The organism is Actinopolymorpha sp. B9G3, assembly GCF_040120725.1.
GTDB lineage: Bacteria > Actinomycetota > Actinomycetes > Propionibacteriales > Actinopolymorphaceae > Thermasporomyces.
The window spans coordinates 48,762-67,267 of sequence record NZ_JBEEAB010000004.1; the positions used below are offsets into that span (position 1 = coordinate 48,762).

The following is an 18,506-nucleotide window of genomic DNA, read 5'->3' on the forward strand; positions in this document are numbered from 1 at the left end:
GCGGTCCCTCCAAGGCTGTCAGCCCTTCGTACGCATGCTTTCCCACGCCTTCTCACCACCGACCGGATCGCCACTGGGTCGCCAACAGAAGGCCGAGGTAGACGCCGCCCACTGCACCGGTCGCGATGCCGACGGGAAGCTGCGTGGGCGCGAACAGTCGCTGTGCCGCGAGGTCACTGATCGCCAGCAGCAGCGCTCCCGTCAGCGCGGACGTCACCACGATCGGCCCGGTCGCCCGGGTCAACCGCTTCGCGATCTGCGGCGCGGCCAGCGCCAGGAAGATCACCGGCCCCGCGGCGGCTGTCGCCACCGAAGCGAGCGCCGTGGAGAGGACGAGAAGGCCAGCGCGCACCCGCCCGGTACGTACGCCGAACGCGCGGGCGGCCTCATCGCCCAGGTCGAGCAGGCGAAGCGCCCGGGTGAGGACCAGCACCAGGGGCAGCAGGACCGCGAGGGCGAGCGCCAACGGTCCGGCGTACTCCCACCCGCGCGCGTTGAGGCTGCCGATCAGCCACGCCTGGGCGACCTGGGCACGCTCCAGGTTGGCGCGGGCGAGCAGGAAGTTGTTGACCGCGAGCAGCATGGCGGCGAGCCCGATCCCGACGAGCACGAGCCGGTAGCCGTGCAGGCCGCGACGCCAGGACACCACGAGGACGAACGCCGCCGTTGCGAGACCGCCCGCGACAGCTCCGAAGGCCAGCTGCGTGAAGCCGCCACCGGTGACGAGGATGACCAGCAGGGCACCGGTGGCGGCTCCCTGCGTACATCCGATGACATCCGGACTGCCGAGCGGATTGCGGGTGAGGTGCTGGAAGACGGCGCCGCTGGCCGCGAGCGCCGCTCCCACCAGCACGGCGGTCACGAACCTCGGCAGGCGCAGGTCGCGGACGGCGTAGTCGTACGCGGGAACCAGGCTGGTTCCGTTGAGGCTGCGGACGACGTCGGCGAGGGGCACATGGAAGTCGCCGACGGCGAGGGCGACCGCTCCGATGCCGGTCAGGGCAGCGACGAGCACCGCCACGACGGCGAGCGTGCGGACGTGCACGCGCACCGACACCTGGGGACGCTTGCTGCGCAGCACCAGCGTGCCTGACGACGTGCGTACGACGGTCACAGCGCCGCGATCCTTCGCCGGCTCACCAGTGCGATGAACACCGGACCGCCCACGAACGCGGTGACGATGCCGACCTGCACCTCGCTGGGACTCACCACGACCCGACCGATGATGTCGGAGACCAGCAGCAGGAGGGGTGCCAGAACCATGGCGTACGGAAGGATCCAGCGGTGGTCGGCACCGACCAGGCGCCGGGCGGCGTGTGGGACTGCGAGGCCGAGAAACGCGATCGGTCCGACCGCCGCCGTCGCCGCTCCGCAGAGCAGCACGATCGCCACCGCCGAGATCGCGCGGGTGCGGATGACGTGGGCGCCGAGGGCCCGGCCGGTGTCCTCGCCGAGAGCGAGCGCGTTGAGCGCCCGCGCCAGGCCCAACGCCAGCAGCGCGCCCAGTGCGAGAAAGGGCAGGAGCGGGACCAGCGTCCCGGCGTCCCGGCCGGCGAGCGAGCCGACGATCCAGAACCGGAACTCGTTGAACGCCTCGGGATCCAGCGTGATCACCGCCTGCGTCACGGCGACGCAGGCGAAGGCCACGGCGGTGCCGGCCAGAGCGAGGCGGACCGGGTTGACGCCTCCCTGGCCGGCCGAGCCCAGGGCGTACACGACGACGGCCGCGAGGGCCGCTCCGGCGAACGCGAACCAGACATAGCCGGAGAACGCCGAGACGCCGAAGACCGAGATCACCGCGACGACGGCCGCAGCCGCGCCGGCGTTGATGCCGAGAATCCCTGGATCGGCGAGCGGGTTGCGGGTCAGCGCCTGCATCAGGGTGCCGGCGAGCCCGAGCGCGGCGCCCGCGGCGAGGCCGAGCAGGGTACGTGGAATGCGCAGTCCCCGGACGATCTGGTGGTCGGTCGAGGAGTTCGCGTGGTGGAGCGCGTCGAAGACCACGGCGGGGGAGATCGGCTTCGCTCCCACCATCAGGCTGAGCTGAACAGCGAGCAGCAGCAGGACGAGAAGGGCGAGAAGGCCGGCGACCCGGGCGGTACGCGAGTGCGCCGCACGCCGGACCCTGGTCACCAGGTAAGGCTAGCCTAAGCCGCAGGGCGGCATTGTTGACGCTTCACCTGGTCGGGTGTTCCACCTGCGCAGGAGCGGGTCGGCGTCGTGGAGGCGGACGTCCAAGGGCCGACGCCCGCTCGCGAGGACCGCGACGGACGCCACGTAGCCTTCCGGCAGGCAGAGATCGGCGAGGGCGAACACCTCCGCCGGATGATCCGGATCGGTCGACGACAGCACCCGCGGCGGCTGGTCGGGCGCGGAGACCTCGATACGTCGGAGGTCGTGCGCGAGCCCGCGTCCGGTGGCCTTGACGAGCGCTTCCTTCCGCGTCCAGTAGCGCAGGAACGCGGCGTGCTGGCGCCGCGCCGGGAGCTGCCACAGGTGGGCACGCTCGCCGGGGGTCAGCACGTATGCGGCGAGGTCCGAGACATCGCGTCCGGCGGTGCTACTGCTGCCGCTGCCACCGCCGCCGCTGCCGCTGCCACCGCCGCCGCTGCCGCCGCTGCCGCCGCCGCTGCCGCCTGGCGACTCGACGTCGATGCCCACGGATCCCGCGGTACTCACTGCGACGAGTACGCGGTCACCCGCGTGCGTGATCGACACGCCCGGCGCCCCCACGTGCAGGAGGCGCGGCTTGCCATGGGGCTCGCCGCAAGTTGCACAGGTGCTGTCCAGCCGTACGCCGGCCGCAGGGATCCGCAGCGCACCGCCGACGACGATCCGGACCAACGCACGTCCGAGCGTGAAACGGTCCGCGTCAGCGCGCTGTCGGTAGGCCGTACGCCGGGTGCGCTCGACCGGATCGAGGAGCACGGTATGCCGACGTTCGAGGGATGCGAGGGTGGCGCACCAGACGTCACAGCCGTCACCGGCCCGGCCGGCTGCCCTCCGCGCCGGTGTCAGCTCAGGTCCCTGCTCCGTCGGCTCCACCATCGTCGGTCCTCGATGGTCAGAGGACCGCACCACGGGGCGTCACTTCGATGGAGGCCACACCACGGCCGTACAACACGACGAGGCGGTCACCATGGCGGGTACGCAGCACACCGGTGTCCTGGGCGAGCCGGGAGATGACGTGCTCGACGACCTGCTCCGAGTCGGTGACCTCAGGTTCCTCGTAGGTGAGATCCAGCTGCGCGCCGCTGAGCAGTCGCACCCGCAGAACAATCGATGCCATGTCTCAGCACTCTAGAGTGGCCGGCGAGGTATGTCGCCAGGCTCACCGACCTTGCCGACCAGTCAGGAGAGTGCCCGCTGGGGCGCGCGGAGGCTGGCTCCGGTCTCGTGCAGGTAGGCGAGGATCTCGCGGTAGGAGCGGATCAGTCCGGTGTCGTGGTAGGCGATGCCGCGTTCACGGCAGAACGCTTCGACCAGGGGTTTGGCGCGGCGCAGGTTCGGCATCGGCATGCTGGGAAACAGGTGGTGCTCGATCTGGTAGTTCAGCCCACCGAGGGCGTGGTCGACGAACCATCCGCCGCGCACGTTGCGGGAGGTGAGGACCTGCTTGCGCACGAAGTCGAGTCGTTCCTCCAGCAGCGGCATGCCCTTGTGGTTCGGCGCGAACGAACAGCCCATGTAGAACCCGAAGACGGCCTGGTTCACGGCGAAGAAGGCGAGCGCCTTGCCGGGCGAGAGCACCAGGAACAGTGCCGAGAGGCAGCCGATCGCGTGCACCGAGAGCAGGAACATCTCGACTCCCGGGCGCTTGACCTCACCGCGCCACAGAGCGCGGATGCCGGAGCCGAACAGGGCGAGTCCTTCCAGCAACAGCAACGGGAAGAACAGGAACGCCTGCCAGCTGGCGAAGGTCCTGGAGGCGATGCCGCGTCGCTGGCTGGCCTGGTGTTTGGTCCAGGCGATCCCGCCGACGCCGATGTCAGGATCATCATCGACGTGATTGGGGTTGGCGTGGTGGCGGGTGTGCTTGCCGATCCACCAGCCGTAGCTCAACCCGATCCCGAGGTTGCCCAGGGCGAGCCCGACCAGCCGGGCGCGGCGCTTGGACGCGAACACCTGCTGGTGCCCGACATCGTGGGCCAGGAACGCGATCTGGGCGAACACCACCGCGAGTCCCGCCGCGACAAGCAGCTGCCACCACGAGTCGCCCACCGCGAAGAACGCCAACCCCGCCGCCGCGAACAGCCCAAGTGTCACCGCGAACCTCACCGCATAGTGTCCAGGACGCCGATCAAGCAGCCCTGCCCCACGAATCCGGCGTGTCAACGCGGCGTAGTCACTACCGCCTCCCGTGGATCTGTCCGCTGGTTCGCCGCGTCGTGGTAGTGCGGTCGCCCCGCCCGGTCCGGCCGACGCCGCGCTCATGCCTCACCGCCATCCGCCGGGTCTGCTGCATCCCGGGCGACGACTGCCGCGGCTTCGGCGAGGATCTTCGGTGCGGGCGTGGTGTTCGCGGCCTGTGTGGCGAGGTTCATCGCCGCCTCGGCGACGGCGGGGCTGGTGGCCGAAGGAATCACCAGCAGGTCGACCCGGTACTTCTCGGCGCACATCACCGTCAGGAGTGCGTCCGGTTGGGTCGTGAACCAGCTGAGTCGGATGGTGCGGTCCGCGACGCGTATCTGGCGCGGTCGGCTGTCCCAGCCGTGGATGCCGAGCATCACACTCGTCACCGCGAGGAGACGATCGTCGACGGCGAGGATCAGCCCCGGCAGTTCGGCGTACGGATCGATGGATCTGGGCCACCAGCCACCGTGGACCAGCGACTGACGTGACAGGGTGGGTGACCACTGCACGCGTGGTGCCGGCGGGGCGGGCGAGGCAGCCGCGGGATGCTGGCCGCCACGCTTCTGGCCACCATGCTTGTAGCCACCATGGATGAACGTCACCGCGGTCCACCTTTCCGAGGCCGAGAGGCCTCTGGTGCAGGCGTCGCCCGCGGCCACAGGCTGAGTCTGTACGTACGGATATCACGAGACTACGCGGCAAGGCTTCCGAGAACCACCATTCTCGGAAGTAGAATCCGCGGCGTGAATGCTGTAAGGGGACCTCGGTACGCCGTGGCCGGACGCCGCCGGCGCGGACCCGTGCCGCTCCCGGCCGCCCTGGAGTCTGCCCACGCGATCTACGTCGCCGAGCTCGCCCAGGCGCCGCTGTCGCCGGAGTCCCGGCGGACTTATGCCTCCAAGGTCCGCCAGTACCTCGTGTGGCTGGACTCCTGGCTGCATGCTACGGATGCCGGCGGCGACCCGCTCTCCGACCCGGCCGTCAGGGACCGTGCCGTCCGGGAATGGCGTACCCACCTGGTGACCGTGGCCGGCCTCGCTCCGGCATCGATCAACAACGCGCTGAGTGCCGTCGACGATCTCTACATCCGGCGCGGTATGGGGCGGGCGGCCGCTCAGCGGGTCGACGTGACGGCACCTCCGCCCCGCGCACTCGACGAGCAGGCTCAGCTGTGCTGGCTACGCGCCGTCGAGGCTCATCCGTCTGCGCGGGACCGGGCCCTTGCAGCCGTACCCTTCTATGCCGGTGCCCGGATCGCCGAGACCGTCCGGCTCGACATCGGCGACGTCGAGATCAGGGGCACGGCGGGTCTTCTCCGGATCCGTAACCACGGCGGCTCCGTCGGCACAAGGATCCGCGAGGTCCCCGTTCACCCCAAGCTGCGCGACGACCTTCGGCGCTGGCTCACCGAACGCGCGGACTGGCCGGGTGCCCGCAGCACTCCGGCTCTGTTCCTCAACCACCGCGGAAGCCGGCTCACGGTACGCGGAGCGCGCGACATCATCGCCCGCATCGCCGCGGCGGCGGGCCAGAGCGACGCGGTCACCGCGCACGTCCTGCGGCACACCTTCGGCACCAACCTCGTCCGCGGAGGTACCGACCTCGTCCTCGTCGCGGAGTTGCTCGGCCATGCCCGGTTGGAGACGACCCGCAGCTACACCGAGCCGTCGGCGACCGACCGGACCGAGGCACTGAGGCTGCTCCCGGAGCCGGGCGGCACCAGTCGGCGCGGGGCACGGGATCGACGGGCGTGAACGCGGAACCTCCGTCGAGAATCGCTCAACGGTTCGCCATGGACCGGCGTACGGCAGGTTCGACCTCGGCGGCGAACAGCCGCATCGACCGCAGCGCCTGTTCGTGGGTATGGCCGGGAAGCCTTGCCCAGAAGGCGAACTGGTCGAACGCAACCTGGCGGTGGAGCTCGACCAGCGCGGCGGCGACGGTGGCGGGGTCGCCGACCAGGTAGTCCGCGCGCCGCAGCCGGCTACCCGTGGGCGCGGGCACCGGCCGATCCGGGGGCGCCTCCAGCAGTGAGCGCCATGGGCGACCGCTGGCGGAATTCGTGGCAGAGCCCGAAGGCCGGAGTCGGCCTGCCTGCGTCGTCCACGCCATGTCCTCCCTGTGGCCAGTCTGGAAGATGTTACCTCAGAATGATTGACATTGTGAAAACCAACGATTTACTAACTGCCATGACTGACGAGCGTAGACGAACAATTCTGGCAGAGTTGGCTCGAGGCAATCTGACGACGGACGAGGCCGAACTTCACCTCGCCGCCCTCGACGACACCGAACCCACGGTCGCCGAACCCACGATTCCGCTACGCACGGTCGCCCAGCCCGCCGATGCTCAGCCCGCCGATGCCCAGCCCACCCACGCCTCATCCGCGCATGTCCCATCCGCGGAGGGCAGCCAAGATGAGTGGCCGGCGCTCACTGTCCGGGGTCAGCTGTCCGGTGGGGGCATGGTCGAAGTCGCCGGCGACACCACGGCCTCCGAGGCTCGCATGGAGGGTCCGAACAACTGCACCCTGCGCCACAACGGCAGTCTGACCGAGGTCTCCGGACAGGTGGGCGATGAGGGACTTCTCGTCGTGCCCGCGAACGCCGATCTCGACATCGAGGTCAACAGCGGCGAGGCGCGGCTCATTGGGCTTCGCGGTGTCCTGCGCACTCGTCTCAATGTCGGCGACGCCGTCGTCAAGTGCGCCCTCACCCGCGGCCACTCGACCATCGACGCCAACGCCGGTGACCTGCGGATCGTGCTTTTCCCCGAGTCCGACGTACGCGTGGTGGTGCGGTGTGCCGCGGACGTCGGCGTCGACCAACGCCTGCACAAGGTCGGACGCGGCGAGTGGACCCTCGGCGAGGGCACCGCGCGGCTGGAGGTCACCGGCAACCTCGGCTCGGTCGCGATCGGTACGGAACGCTGATGGCGAAGGCACGCACCTACCCACCGCCGCAGAGCTGTCCGACCTGCCAGCAACCGCTGTCGGTGGCCGGCCTCAGGTGTGAGCATTGCGAGACGGAGGTGCGCGGACACTTCCGTCACTGCGACTTCTGTTCGCTGGACGACGCGCAGCGCGACCTGCTCCGCGTCTTCCTCGCGGCGAGAGGCAACACCAAGGAGCTCGAACGCCACCTCGGTGTCAGCTACCCCACCGCCCGGGCGCGGCTGGAGGACCTCCTCGCCGCTCTCGGGATAACACCCCGCCCACCGGACCGGCCGACCGACCGGCGTCAGCTCCTCGACGCCGTCGCCCGTGGCGAGCTCGACGTGGACGTCGCCCTCGACGAGCTCAGCCCGCGCCGGAGTCGATAGGTCGTACGCAGATTCCTTGTACGAAGCGGCCGGTGGCACCTGCGTACGCGGAATTCGGCGTGGCGTCCGGGCGCCGGCATGTCGGTGTCGGTGAGCACGGCTCTGAACCAGCTCGAGCGGGAGCCCGGTGAGGCCATTGTCGATCCGTGGGTCAGAGAACGCACGACCCTGGTCGCCTACCAGCGCGAGCGCCTGGTCGCGGCGGCCCATCTGCTCCGCTACGCCGACGATGACCGGGTGAACGTGGGCTACCGCGACGCCGGTGAGACCCGCTGGATGCCTACCTCGGCGAGGAAAGTGTGGGCTACATCGAGGTCGAGAACCTCGCTGACGCCGGGCCCGTCGCCTGCAACGACGGCTGGGCCGACATCGGCAATCTCCACATCCTGGAGGCCTACCAACGGCAGGGGATCGCGACGTGGCTGTTCGGGCTCGTGGCCGAGTCGCTGGATCTCGCCTGGGTCGACCGGCTGCTGGAGTACGCCAACCCTGAGCAGGTGGCCGAGTTGACACTCTTCCACCGGCTGGGCTTCGTCGAGCTGGCGAGAACCGCTCGCGGGTTCGACGTGAAGGACGACTGAGCGGACGCCGGGTTGCTAGCGCATGACCTTGACCTGGTTCCGGAGCGGATCGAGGCCCGGGTTGGATCGCGGCCGGGATGGCACAGCTGTATTGACACGGACCTGCACCGGTCATAATCTCGCCGGCAATCGATTACTCGGTTTGGAGCGGGTCAGCATCCTCACCGCACCGTTGTGGGCCGCGATGTCGGCAACCACCGACCGGCTGGTCCGCGGCGACGCCGGGTCCCTGCAGGCGTTCGCCGTCGCTGTCCGCCGGAACGCAGGACTGGAGCTTCGCCTGGGACTCGCCGCTGGCACAGCTGCCACGGCGTTCCTCGGAACCGCCACGATTCTGCCCGATCACCAGTGGCTGCTCGTTCCCCTCGCCGCCGACGGTGCCGTCATGGTGCTGCTCCTGCTGGCCGGGCTCTCGGCGTTTTCCCTGACGTCCGGTGGGTTGCGCGGTTGGCCTCTCGTCCGGGCCGCGTCGGAAGCCGGGGCCACCAACCGGACGATGACGGCTACGGCGCGAAACGCGGATCGGCACGACACGGGGGGACAGACCGGCGATGGTTGAGAAGGGGCGAGCGGGCAGTCGCCGCGTACGCATGAGGGATGTCGCGACCCGAGCGGGCGTCTCCGCGGCCACCGTGTCGCGGGCGCTCAACAACCGGCCGACGGTCGACCCGCAACTGGCCGACCGGGTACGAAAGGTGGCGGCAGAACTCGGCTACGAGCCCAACAGGGTGGCCCGCAGCCTGCGTCGCCAGGCCGGCAGCGTGTGGGCGCTCATCATCTCCGACATCGAGAATCCCTTCTTCACCTCGGTGGCCCGCGGTGTCGAAGAGGTCGCGCTGCACGAGGGGTACTCGGTCGTCCTGTGCAACACCGACGAGAACATCGCGCGCGAGCGCCGCTACCTCGATGTCGTGCTCGCCGAGCAGGCGGCCGGCGTCATCATCGCCCCCGCGTCGGACCGCACCGACATCAGCATGCTCCGCGACCACGACGTCCCGGTGGTGACGATCGACCGGCGGATCCGCGACGAGGACGTCGACACCGTCGTCGTCGACAACTACACCGGCGCCCGACTGGCGACGCGGCACCTGCTCGACGCGGGATACCGACGGGTCGCATGCATTTCCGGTCCGTCCAAGCTGACGACGGCGGCCGAACGGCGGAAGGGCTACGCAGCCGCGGTTCGCGCGGCCGGGCAGGAGGTCGACCGTCGTCTCGTCCGCCAGACCGACTTCCGGGTGGAGGGTGGCTATGTCGCGGCGGGCGAGCTGCTCGACCTCGCGGAGGCGCCGGATGCGTTCTTCGTCGCCAACAACCTGATGGCCGCTGGTGCGATGCGGGCGTTGCGCGAACGCGGTGTCGACGTCCCGGATGCGGTGGGAGTGGTCGGCTTCGACGACTCACCCTGGGCCCCGCTGATGGCGCCTGCGCTGACGATCGTGGAGCAGCCGACGTACCTGCTCGGCACCGAGGCGGCTCGACTCCTGCAGCGCCGGCTTGCAGACCGCACCGCACCGGTGGAGGCGGTCACCCTGCCCACCGAACTCCGGGTCCGCGACAGTTCCCGAGGACCACAACCGTGAGGAGCCTGCACCATGGCTGAATCATTCGACTGGCCCGTACTCACCCGCTACGACGCGAAACGGTCGCTCCAGCTGGCAATGCCACTCGGCGGCATCGGCACCGGCACGGTGAGCCTGGGCGGTCGCGGTGACCTGCGGGACTGGGAAGTCGTCAATCGTCCGGCGAAGGGTTTCGCGCCGAAGTGGAGCTTCTTTGCTCTGCGCACAGCGCCGACGGCTGGTGGTGGTGGCGACGGCGGGCAGGTCGTCGCCCGCGCGCTGGAGGGGCCGATCGACCTCGTGCTCTACGGCGGTGGCCACGGCTCAGCGGTGGCAAACCACGGCCTGCCACGCTTCGCCAGCTCGGAGTTCCTGGCGGCCTATCCGTTCGGGCAAGTGGTCCTTGACGACCCCGACGTTCCCGTTTCCGTACGCCTGCAGGCGTTCAACCCGCTCGTGCCTGCCGACACCGAGGCGAGCGGCATCCCGGTCGCGGTGCTGCGCTATGTCGTCGGCAACAACGCCGACCACGACCTCGACGTCTCCCTCGCCGGGACCCTGCAGAACTTCGTCGGCACCGATGGATCCGATGGCAAGCCGGACCGCAACCGCAACGTCGTACGCCAGGAGCCCTTCGGCCAAGGCGTGTTTCTCTCCTCGGAGGGAGTCGGCCACACAGCCGAGCAGTGGGGTTCGCTCGCTCTGGTCGCGTTGGGCGAGGACTCGGTGAGCACCCGGACGGGCTGGGCGGACCACACCTGGGGTGGCGAGCTGCTGGACTTCTGGGATGACTTCACCACCGACGGTCAGCTCGACGAACGGCCCAGCGACAACGATGCGCCGATGGCCTCCGTCGCCGTCAAGCGTACGTTGACACCGGGGGAGACGCACGAGTTCACGTTCCTCCTCGCGTGGCACTTCCCCAACCGACCGGACTGGGACCGCAAGCTGACGGTGGGCAACTACTACGCGACGAAGTACGCCGACGCGTGGCAGGTCGCGGCCGAGACGGCGGCTGTGCTCCCGGACCTGGAGCGGCGCACACATGCGTTCGTCGACGCGTTGGTGGGGTCGGACCTGCCAGAGTCGGTCAAGGACGCCGCGCTGTCCAACCTCTCGACGTTGCGTACGCAGACGTGCTTTCGTACCGCCGACGGTAGGTTCTTCGGCTGGGAAGGGTGCAGCGACGACGTAGGTTGCTGCATGGGCAGCTGCACACACGTGTGGAACTACGAGCAGGCGACACCATTCCTGTTCGGCGGTATGGCGAGATCCTTACGCGAGGTCGAGTTTCTCTACGGCACGGCCGACGACGGGCGAATGAGTTTCCGCATCCAGCTGCCACTGGAACGCGCCCTCGCCGAACCAGGCGCCGCCGCCGCCGACGGCCAGATGGGTTGCCTCGTCAAGCTCTACCGCGAGTGGAGGTTGTCCGGCGACGACGAACTGCTCCGCACTCTGTGGCCGAAGGCACGCAAGGCGCTGGAGTTCGCGTGGATCCGGGGCGGTTGGGACGCCGATCGGGACGGCGTGATGGAAGGCTCGCAGCACAACACCATGGACGTGGAGTACTTCGGACCCAACCCGGAGATCGGTGCGTGGTACCTCGCGGCTCTGCGTGCATGCGAGGAGATGGCCCGCTATCTGGGTGAGGAGGAATTCGCGGCGACCTGTCGCGATCTCTTCCAGCGGGGGAGTGAGTGGATCGACCAGCATCTGTGGAACGGCGACTACTACCGGCACGAGATCCGCCCGCCGGGGTCGGAGGACGCTATCGCCCCAGGCCTGCGACTGGCCGGTATCGGGGCGAAGGATCTCGTCGAACCGGAACTGCAGATCGGCGACGGGTGTCTCGCCGACCAGCTTGTGGGGCAGAAACTCGCGCACCTGTGTGGACTCGGGCATCTACTGGACCCGGCCCACATTCGTACCACCTTCGCCAGCATCCTGCGCCACAACAGGCGCGACACCATGGCAGGTCACTTCAACCCGATGCGCAGCTATGCGTTGGGGGACGAGTCCGGTCTCGTGGTGGCGTCGTACCCGCGAGGTAACCGACCGGCGCGGCCTTTCCCGTACTTCGACGAGGTGTGGACCGGCCTGGAGTACACGGCTGCCGTCGGCATGATCTTCGAGGGGATGCGGAGCGAGGCGCTCGGCGTTGTGGAGACCGTTCGCAGTCGTTTCGACGGGCGGCGGCGGAATCCGTTCGACGAGGCCGAGTGCGGGCACCACTACGTCCGCGCGATGGCGAGTTGGGGACTGGTTCCCGCGTGGACCGGATTCGCCTACGACGGTGTCGATCGCACCCTGCGGTTCGCGGCAGCGAACGCCGAAGGCGGGTCGTCGCCGGTGCGGTGGTTCTGGTCGAACGGTGACGCCTGGGGGACCGTGGACCAGCGGCCCGGCGAGGCAGGCGTCGACGTCAACGTGCACGTGATCGAGGGCACGCTCCGCGTCCGCGAACTTTCCCTGGCGGGAGTGGGTGCGGTGGATCTCGGCGACCGCGAGGTCGGGGCGGGCGAGCAGATCGAGGCGCTGGTTCGGGCTTGATGTTGCGTGATGTGGGTGGGTACGACGGCGGCGCGTTACCAGGGCGGAGCGATTTCGTCACGGTTACGTTTCGGGTGTGGTGTCGGCGACCGTTGATCAAGGTTGTTTGCCTACGATCCCGCAGGCGCCTCCTGCAGGATCCAGAGAGGAAGACAACCCGTGCCCATCCGCATCCTTGCCCAGCAGAACGGCCAACAGGCGAAGGTTCAGCTCGTTTTGCCCGACGATATTCACGACGGTCCGGTGTCGGCTGTCGGGACGTTCAACGACTGGACGCCGGGCCGGCATCGACTCGTCCGCCGTAGCAACGGCACGCGCAGCGTCACGGTGACCGTGCCGGCGGGCCAGGAGATCCGGTTCCGGTACCTCGGATCGGGCGGCCGGTGGTTCGACGATCCCGAGGGCGAACGGGACCACGACGGGTGCATCATCCGCCTGTGACGTACAGGCGCCCGTTGGATGACCGTCACGCGGTTTCGCGGAGGCCGAGAGCGTCCGGGGTGATGTCGATATGAAACTCGACGCCGAGGCCACGCGCGAGCCGTGACAGCGTCTCCAGCGAGGGCTCGTGCTCGCCAGCCTCGAGGCGAGCAACAGCCGGTTGCGCCATGCCGAGCTGGCGACCCAGCGCCGTCTGCGACAGGCCATGATCGATCCGGTACTTGATCACGCGCATGGCGACGGCATGTGCTAACGCGGTGCGGTCGTACTCCGCCCGCACCTCCGCATCTCGCAGATCCTCGGCGCGAATCTGCTGAGCACTCCTCATCTTTGAAAGCTTCGGCATCTTCAGTCCTCCTCCACTTCTGCAAGCCTGGCAAGTGCCCGCGCAGCAGCTCGCTCGAAGCCTCGACGATCGCCCTGAGCCTCTGGCCCGATAGCGGCGATGACGAACACGTGACCGATCTGGCTGTAAAGGGCCCGCCACGAACTTCGACCAGCCCTTGGGCGCAATTCACGCAACCCGGCAAAGGCCTGCACCGCACTCGTGTGGGGGTATCCCAACCGCGGTCCGAACGCTTCGAGCTTCTCTACGGCATGGATCAATGCATTTCGCTCCACCCTCGGCATTGCCAGTCGTTCCTGCTCAGCCTCTTCTCGGTAAACGACCTGCCACATCGAACCTCCAGACTATAACACGCGTGATATAGGACGTGGATGCCCGTCCTGTTACGTTGGCCAGCATTCCGTCGACCTTGATCCGTAGGCTAGGAGCGACCACCGACAATCCGAGTCTTGAAAGCCCAGCAAAACAAGGCCATCTAGCACGTCGTCCCCAAGAGATTCGCCGATCCGCGGGGTGCCTGAGACCCTGCCGGAATGGTTGCGGACCACGAGCCCTGCGTCAGCCCGGGGCTAGTCTGGTGCCGACATGGGGCACAAATGTCGGACGAAAGGACGGGTTGACATGCGGGTCGTCGTCATCGGAGCGAGCGGGCACATCGGCTCCTACCTCGTACCCCTCCTGGTCGACGCCGGCCACGAGGTCGTCACGGTCAGTCGCGGGCAGAGCGAGCCCTACCGCCGCCGGTCGGTGTGGGAGCGGACGGAGCAGATCGTCGCCGACCGGGTTGCCGAGGACGAGGCCGGGACCTTCGGCAAGCGCATCGCCGACCTCGGCGCCGACGCCGTCATCGACCTGATCTGCTTCGAGCCGGACTCCGCCCGTCAGCTGAGCGAGGCACTCCGCGGGCGCGTCCAACATGTGTTGCACTGCGGCACGATCTGGGTGCACGGCCCGGCGATCGAGACGCCGATGACCGAGGACGTACCCCGGCGTCCGTTCGGCGACTACGGCGTGAAGAAGGCGGCGATCGAGGCGTACCTCCTCACCGAGGCGCGCACCGGCCGACTGCCGGCCACGATCCTGCATCCGGGCCACATTGTCGGGCCAGGCTGGCGGCCGATCAACCCCGCGGGTCACCTGCAACTCAGCGTGTTCGCGCAACTTGCGAACGGTGAGCCACTGGCCCTTCCCAACTTCGGCCTGGAGACGCTCCATCATGTGCACGCCGATGACGTCGCCCGGTCGTTCATGGCGGCGCTCGAACGCCGGAACGCGTCGGTGGGTGAGAGTTTCCATGTGGTCTCGCCGGCGGCGCTGACGCTGCGTGGCTATGCGGAGTCGGTCGCGTGGTGGTACGGGCAGGACGCCCGGCTGGAGTTCCTTCCGTACGAACGATGGAAGGACACCGTGGAGCCCGCCGACGCCGAGGCAACGTGGAACCACATCGCCCACAGCCCGAACTCGTCGGTGGCGAAGGCGGCCGCCCTGCTGGACTGGCGGCCGCGGTACACCTCGCTCGAGGCCGTCTACGAAGCCGTCTCGTGGTACGCGGCCAAGGGCGAGCTCCCCGCCCTCGACTGATCCACGTGGGCCGAGTGCGCCGTGTTGGTCGGGCGGAGTGTGTCGCCCCATTAGGTGCCTGGTCAGCCCGGTGGGCGGCCTGGTCAGCCTGGCGAATGGGCGCTGGCGAGGTGTCGTTGCCTGGCCCTGGTTTTCTGGCCTGGTCAGCCAGGTGAGTGGCCTGGCCCGGCGTCGGCGAGCATCCTGTGCGTGTGAGCGACCGGGCACGGCGGGGGAATGACCAGGCTCGGCGTCCCCTGACCAAAACCTGGCGCCGCTGACCGGCCCCGGCGAGCCACCGGCACCGCTAACCGGCCCGCATTTTCGACCGGCCAACCAACACACGCGAGAGCCGAAGTTGACCACGTATGCGTGATCAGTTTCGCCGTATGCCGGCAAGGGACCTAGCCTCGCATCTGTCAGTGGAGAAGGAGTTGCCATGCCTGATGCCCGCGAACACGCTGAGCTGCTTGCCGACCTCATCGGTGCCGACGCGACTCCGGACTTGCTGACCGCCCTGGTCGACACGATCGTGCCCGCCGACGAGTGGCCGTCGGCGGCCGCGTCGGGAGGCCTGGGATTCCTGCACACGATCCTCACCGCCGACCGCCGCGAGTGGCTGCCACGGATCCGCGATGCGGTCGCAGCTGTCGTCGCGGCCACCCGAGAGCTCGGGATCGGCGACTTCGTCTCCGCCGGCGAGCCTGAGCGGCTGCGGGTGCTGGACTCCCTGGCCGAGGACCGGGACTACCCCTGGTTCGCCACGCTCGTCCAGCACGGCTACTACGCCGATCCTGGCAACGGCGGCAACCTCGATGCGGTGTCGTGGCGGATGCTCGGCTGGTCACCTGACCCGCCGGGCGGGTGGCCGGCGAGCGTGCGCACGGACGAGGGCGTGAGTACGCCGGAGGTCCTCGACCGCTTGGCGGTGATCCGGCGCGACCAGCTCCGGGACCGGTACGACGCGATCGTCGTCGGGTCCGGAGCCGGGGGAGGGGTCGCGGCCTGTGCCCTGGCCGAGTCCGGGCGTACCGTCCTCGTCGTCGAGCGCGGGGAACTGCCGAGCGCCGACCACCTCGCCACAGATCACCTCCGCAACGCCAGGATCGGCGTCGGCTTCGACGATCGCACCGCACCGCCCGCGGCCGACAACCCGCGGACGCTCGAGGTCGCCGGCACCGTCATCCCACTCGTCCCGACCGACGGCCGCTGGGGTGCCAACGCGATGACCGTCGGCGGTGGAACCCGCGTCTTCGGTGCCCAGGCCTGGCGGTTCGCGCCCGAGGACTTCGCGATGGCCAGTACGTACGGCATCCCGGACGGCAGCGCCCTCGCCGACTGGCCGGTCACCTACGCCGACATGGAGCCCTGGTACGACCGCGCCGAGTGGGAGATCGGCGTCGGTGGAAGCGCGGAGGGTGACACGTCAGGTGCGTGGCGGGCCCGCGACTACCCGATGCCTCCGGTGCCGTCCACCAGGCCCGCGGAGGTACTCGCGCACGGGGCGAAACGGCTCGGGATCAGCACCCTCGCCGTCCCGCTGTTGATCAACTCCCAGCCCTACAACGGCCGGAACGCCTGCGCGGGATGCGGCCAATGCGTGGGTTTCGCCTGCCGGGTCGAGGCGAAGAACGGTGCGCACAACACCGTCCTCGCACGGGCGCTCGCGACAGGACGCGCCAGCCTGCTCACCGGGACCCGGGTCGAGCGCCTGGTCACCGACGCGAAGGGTCGCGTGACGGCCGTCGCCCTGGTGGGAGCCACGAACGGTGCCATCTGGCGCCACGAGGTCGCCGCCGGCGAGTTCGTCGTCTCGGCCGGCGCCATCGAGTCCGCGCGGCTGCTGCTGAACAGCACGAGCACCCAGGAACCTGACGGTCTCGGCAACAACACCGACCAGGTGGGCCGGCACCTGCAGGGCCACGTCTACGTGGGCGCGACCGGGTTCTTCCCCGACCCGGTGAACGACGGGCTCGGGCCGGGTCCCGCCATCGCCACCAACGACTACCGGCACCACAACCCCGGCATCGTCGGCGGTGGCATGCTCGCCAACGAGTTCGTGCCCACGCCGGTGAGCACCCACGGGAACCTGCGCGGAGCCGGAGTCCTACCGCTGCACGGCCGCGAGGCGAAGCGACTGATGCGTCACTACCTTCCGCGCGCACAGCGGTTGGCCGGCCCGATCCAGGAGGTCACGACGGCCGGTGCGCGGGTACGCCTCGACCCGGACGTCAAGGACCGCCTCGGTATTCCGGTGGCCCGCCTGTCCGGCTCCCTCCACCCGGAGGACCTGCGTGCACACGAGTTCCTGACCAGTCGCGCCGCCGAGTGGCTCGACGCCAGCGGCGCCACGGTGGCGCAGGGGATGGGTCGCCGGCGTACCGTCCACGGCGGGCCGAGCTCTGGACAGCATCAGGCCGGAACCGCGCGGATGGGGACCGACCCGGCCAGCTCGGTGACCGACCCGTGGGGACGCGTCTGGGGCCACGACAACGTGCGCGTTGCCGACGGCTCGCTGCACGTCACGAACGGTGGCGTGAACCCGGTTCTGACCATCTTCGCCAACGCGATGCGGGTCATGGACCACATGGTGAGGTGACCGGTCTGTCGGACCGGAGTCCGAAAGTTTTCGGTCGATTTCCCTCCTCGTCCCGTGGCCGGGACCGTAGCGATGAGTCGTGTCTGCCAGGCGTGAACTCGCTGGCCGGTCGCGGAAGGAGCATCTTGACGCGCGAGCGTCACGCGAACTACCGTCCCCAGCACTCAATCGCAACTTTCGGCCGGGATTCGAAAGACGCCGCACCACAGGTCCCGAGTCAACCGTGCGTCGGCAGCTGATCCAGGGAGAGCGATGAAGACCCGGGAGCTGGGATCGACCGGCCTGGCCGTGACGCCACTCTGCGTCGGTACGAGTCCGCTCGCCAGCATGCCCAACCTCTACGGGTACGAAGTGGAGACCGACCGCGCGGTCGCGACGATGCGGCATGTCTTCGAGGGACCGATGAACTTCGTCGACACCTCCAACGGCTACGGCAACGGTTCGAGCGAGAGCCGGATCGGCACGGCCCTCCGCGAGATCGGCGGCCTACCGGACGGGTTCGTCCTCGCCACCAAGGTCGATCCCGACCCAGCGACCGGAGACTTCTCCGGCAAGCGGGTTCGCATCTCGGTCGAGGAGAGTCTCCAACGCCTGGGCGTCGACCACCTGCAACTCCTCCACCTGCACGATCCGGAGCGGATCTCCTTCAGCGAGGCGACGGCCCCCGGCGGGGCCGTCGAGGCACTGGTCGCGTTGCGGGACGAGGGTGTCGTCGACCACCTCGGTGTCGCCGGCGGACCGATCGACGAGATGCGCCGCTACGTCGGTACGGGTGTCTTCGAGGTCGTTCTCACCCACAACCGTTACACCCTGCTGGACCGGTCGGCCGGCCCGCTGCTCGACGACGCGGCCGCGCGCGGGGTCGCGGTCCTGAACGGCGCCCCCTACGCGGGCGGCATGCTGGTCAAGGGCCCGAAGGCGCAACCGAAGTACGGCTACCGCCCGGGCGGCGCGGACCTCCTCTCTCGGGTCGCCGCAATGGAACGCGCCTGCTCCGCGCACGAGGTCCCGCTCGCCGCCGCCGCACTGCAGTTCTCGATGCGGGAGAGCCGGATCGCGTCGACCGTCGTCGGCATCTCGGCGCCCGAACGCGTCGAGCAGACCCTCGAGCTCGCCCGGTGGCCGGTCCCTGACGTGTTGTGGACCGAGTTGGAAGGGCTCGTCCCGGCGGCCGAGACCTGGTGGGGGTGAC

20 protein-coding genes are annotated in these 18,506 nt (G+C 69.2%); 11 read left to right on the forward strand and 9 right to left on the reverse strand.

What is annotated here, in order from left to right; translation table 11 throughout:
• Positions 1 to 52: 52 nt before the first annotated feature.
• The 6 genes from ABNF93_RS09075 to ABNF93_RS09100 form a co-directional block, all read right to left on the reverse strand.
• Positions 53 to 1,114, reverse strand: coding sequence for a FecCD family ABC transporter permease (locus tag ABNF93_RS09075; protein ID WP_349327387.1), 1,062 nt, complete (start codon positions 1,112 to 1,114; stop codon positions 53 to 55).
• A complete protein-coding gene (locus ABNF93_RS09080) occupies positions 1,111 to 2,133 on the reverse strand; it encodes an iron chelate uptake ABC transporter family permease subunit (RefSeq protein ID WP_349327389.1) in 1,023 nt (340 codons plus the stop codon). Before ABNF93_RS09080 ends, ABNF93_RS09075 begins: the two co-directional genes overlap by 4 nt.
• A 9-nt stretch (positions 2,134 to 2,142) precedes the next feature.
• Positions 2,143 to 3,048: a 4'-phosphopantetheinyl transferase family protein gene (locus ABNF93_RS09085; protein WP_349327391.1), complete on the reverse strand. Its 906-nt coding sequence runs from the start codon at positions 3,046 to 3,048 to the stop codon at positions 2,143 to 2,145.
• A gap of 16 nt (positions 3,049 to 3,064) precedes the next feature.
• Positions 3,065 to 3,289 carry a hypothetical protein gene (locus tag ABNF93_RS09090; protein ID WP_349327392.1) on the reverse strand — a complete coding sequence of 75 codons (225 nt, stop codon included), beginning with the start codon at positions 3,287 to 3,289 and terminating at the stop codon, positions 3,065 to 3,067.
• Between the two features lie 62 nt (positions 3,290 to 3,351).
• A complete protein-coding gene (locus ABNF93_RS09095; RefSeq protein WP_349327393.1) occupies positions 3,352 to 4,266 on the reverse strand; it encodes a fatty acid desaturase family protein in 915 nt (304 codons plus the stop codon).
• A 164-nt stretch (positions 4,267 to 4,430) separates the two neighbouring features.
• Positions 4,431 to 4,955 (reverse strand): DUF5994 family protein, encoded by a 525-nt coding sequence (locus ABNF93_RS09100; RefSeq protein ID WP_349327394.1) that lies wholly within the window; start codon positions 4,953 to 4,955, stop codon positions 4,431 to 4,433.
• Positions 4,956 to 5,096: 141 nt separating this feature from the next.
• On the opposite strand from ABNF93_RS09100, the gene ABNF93_RS09105 reads away from it, so the two are divergent.
• A complete protein-coding gene (locus ABNF93_RS09105) occupies positions 5,097 to 6,107 on the forward strand; it encodes a tyrosine-type recombinase/integrase (RefSeq protein WP_349327395.1) in 1,011 nt (336 codons plus the stop codon).
• Positions 6,108 to 6,132: 25 nt separating this feature from the next.
• Here ABNF93_RS09105 and ABNF93_RS09110 read toward each other — a convergent pair whose 3' ends face one another.
• Positions 6,133 to 6,357 carry a hypothetical protein gene (locus ABNF93_RS09110; protein ID WP_349327396.1) on the reverse strand — a complete coding sequence of 75 codons (225 nt, stop codon included), beginning with the start codon at positions 6,355 to 6,357 and terminating at the stop codon, positions 6,133 to 6,135.
• A 185-nt stretch (positions 6,358 to 6,542) separates the two neighbouring features.
• Between ABNF93_RS09110 and ABNF93_RS09115 the strand changes: the two genes are divergently transcribed.
• The 7 genes from ABNF93_RS09115 (at position 6,543) to ABNF93_RS09145 (ending at position 12,809) form a co-directional block, all read left to right on the forward strand.
• A complete protein-coding gene (locus ABNF93_RS09115; RefSeq protein WP_349327397.1) occupies positions 6,543 to 7,283 on the forward strand; it encodes a hypothetical protein in 741 nt (246 codons plus the stop codon).
• Positions 7,283 to 7,672, forward strand: a complete 390-nt coding sequence (locus tag ABNF93_RS09120; RefSeq protein WP_349327398.1) for a DUF2089 domain-containing protein — start codon at positions 7,283 to 7,285, stop codon at positions 7,670 to 7,672. The genes ABNF93_RS09115 and ABNF93_RS09120 overlap by 1 nt, the downstream gene beginning before the upstream one ends.
• A gap of 299 nt (positions 7,673 to 7,971) precedes the next feature.
• Entirely contained in the window at positions 7,972 to 8,253 is a 282-nt protein-coding gene (locus tag ABNF93_RS09125) for an N-acetyltransferase (RefSeq protein WP_349327399.1), read from the forward strand.
• Between the two features lie 142 nt (positions 8,254 to 8,395).
• A complete protein-coding gene (locus ABNF93_RS09130; protein WP_349327400.1) occupies positions 8,396 to 8,812 on the forward strand; it encodes a hypothetical protein in 417 nt (138 codons plus the stop codon).
• Complete coding sequence (locus tag ABNF93_RS09135) at positions 8,805 to 9,836, forward strand: LacI family DNA-binding transcriptional regulator (RefSeq protein ID WP_349327402.1); 1,032 nt, start codon at positions 8,805 to 8,807, stop codon at positions 9,834 to 9,836. Before ABNF93_RS09130 ends, ABNF93_RS09135 begins: the two co-directional genes overlap by 8 nt.
• 12 nt (positions 9,837 to 9,848) lie before the next feature.
• A complete protein-coding gene (locus ABNF93_RS09140; RefSeq protein WP_349327403.1) occupies positions 9,849 to 12,368 on the forward strand; it encodes a GH116 family glycosyl-hydrolase in 2,520 nt (839 codons plus the stop codon).
• 159 nt (positions 12,369 to 12,527) lie between these two features.
• Positions 12,528 to 12,809 carry an isoamylase early set domain-containing protein gene (locus ABNF93_RS09145; protein ID WP_349327404.1) on the forward strand — a complete coding sequence of 94 codons (282 nt, stop codon included), beginning with the start codon at positions 12,528 to 12,530 and terminating at the stop codon, positions 12,807 to 12,809.
• A 25-nt stretch (positions 12,810 to 12,834) separates the two neighbouring features.
• Here ABNF93_RS09145 and ABNF93_RS09150 read toward each other — a convergent pair whose 3' ends face one another.
• Both ABNF93_RS09150 and ABNF93_RS34880 read right to left on the reverse strand, forming a co-directional pair.
• Positions 12,835 to 13,155: a helix-turn-helix transcriptional regulator gene (locus tag ABNF93_RS09150; RefSeq protein WP_349327405.1), complete on the reverse strand. Its 321-nt coding sequence runs from the start codon at positions 13,153 to 13,155 to the stop codon at positions 12,835 to 12,837.
• 2 nt (positions 13,156 to 13,157) lie between these two features.
• Positions 13,158 to 13,487 carry a type II toxin-antitoxin system RelE/ParE family toxin gene (locus tag ABNF93_RS34880; protein WP_349695840.1) on the reverse strand — a complete coding sequence of 110 codons (330 nt, stop codon included), beginning with the start codon at positions 13,485 to 13,487 and terminating at the stop codon, positions 13,158 to 13,160.
• A 289-nt stretch (positions 13,488 to 13,776) separates the two neighbouring features.
• Here ABNF93_RS34880 and ABNF93_RS09155 point away from each other — a divergent pair, with 289 nt between their 5' ends.
• The 3 genes from ABNF93_RS09155 (at position 13,777) to ABNF93_RS09165 (ending at position 18,505) form a co-directional block, all read left to right on the forward strand.
• The gene (locus ABNF93_RS09155) at positions 13,777 to 14,736 is read left to right on the forward strand and encodes an NAD-dependent epimerase/dehydratase family protein (RefSeq protein WP_349327406.1); all 960 of its coding nucleotides are present in this window, start codon (positions 13,777 to 13,779) and stop codon (positions 14,734 to 14,736) included.
• Between the two features lie 418 nt (positions 14,737 to 15,154).
• A complete protein-coding gene (locus ABNF93_RS09160; protein WP_349327407.1) occupies positions 15,155 to 17,314 on the forward strand; it encodes a GMC oxidoreductase in 2,160 nt (719 codons plus the stop codon).
• Positions 17,315 to 17,566: 252 nt separating this feature from the next.
• Positions 17,567 to 18,505 carry an aldo/keto reductase gene (locus ABNF93_RS09165; protein WP_349327408.1) on the forward strand — a complete coding sequence of 313 codons (939 nt, stop codon included), beginning with the start codon at positions 17,567 to 17,569 and terminating at the stop codon, positions 18,503 to 18,505.
• Position 18,506: the final 1 nt, after the last annotated feature.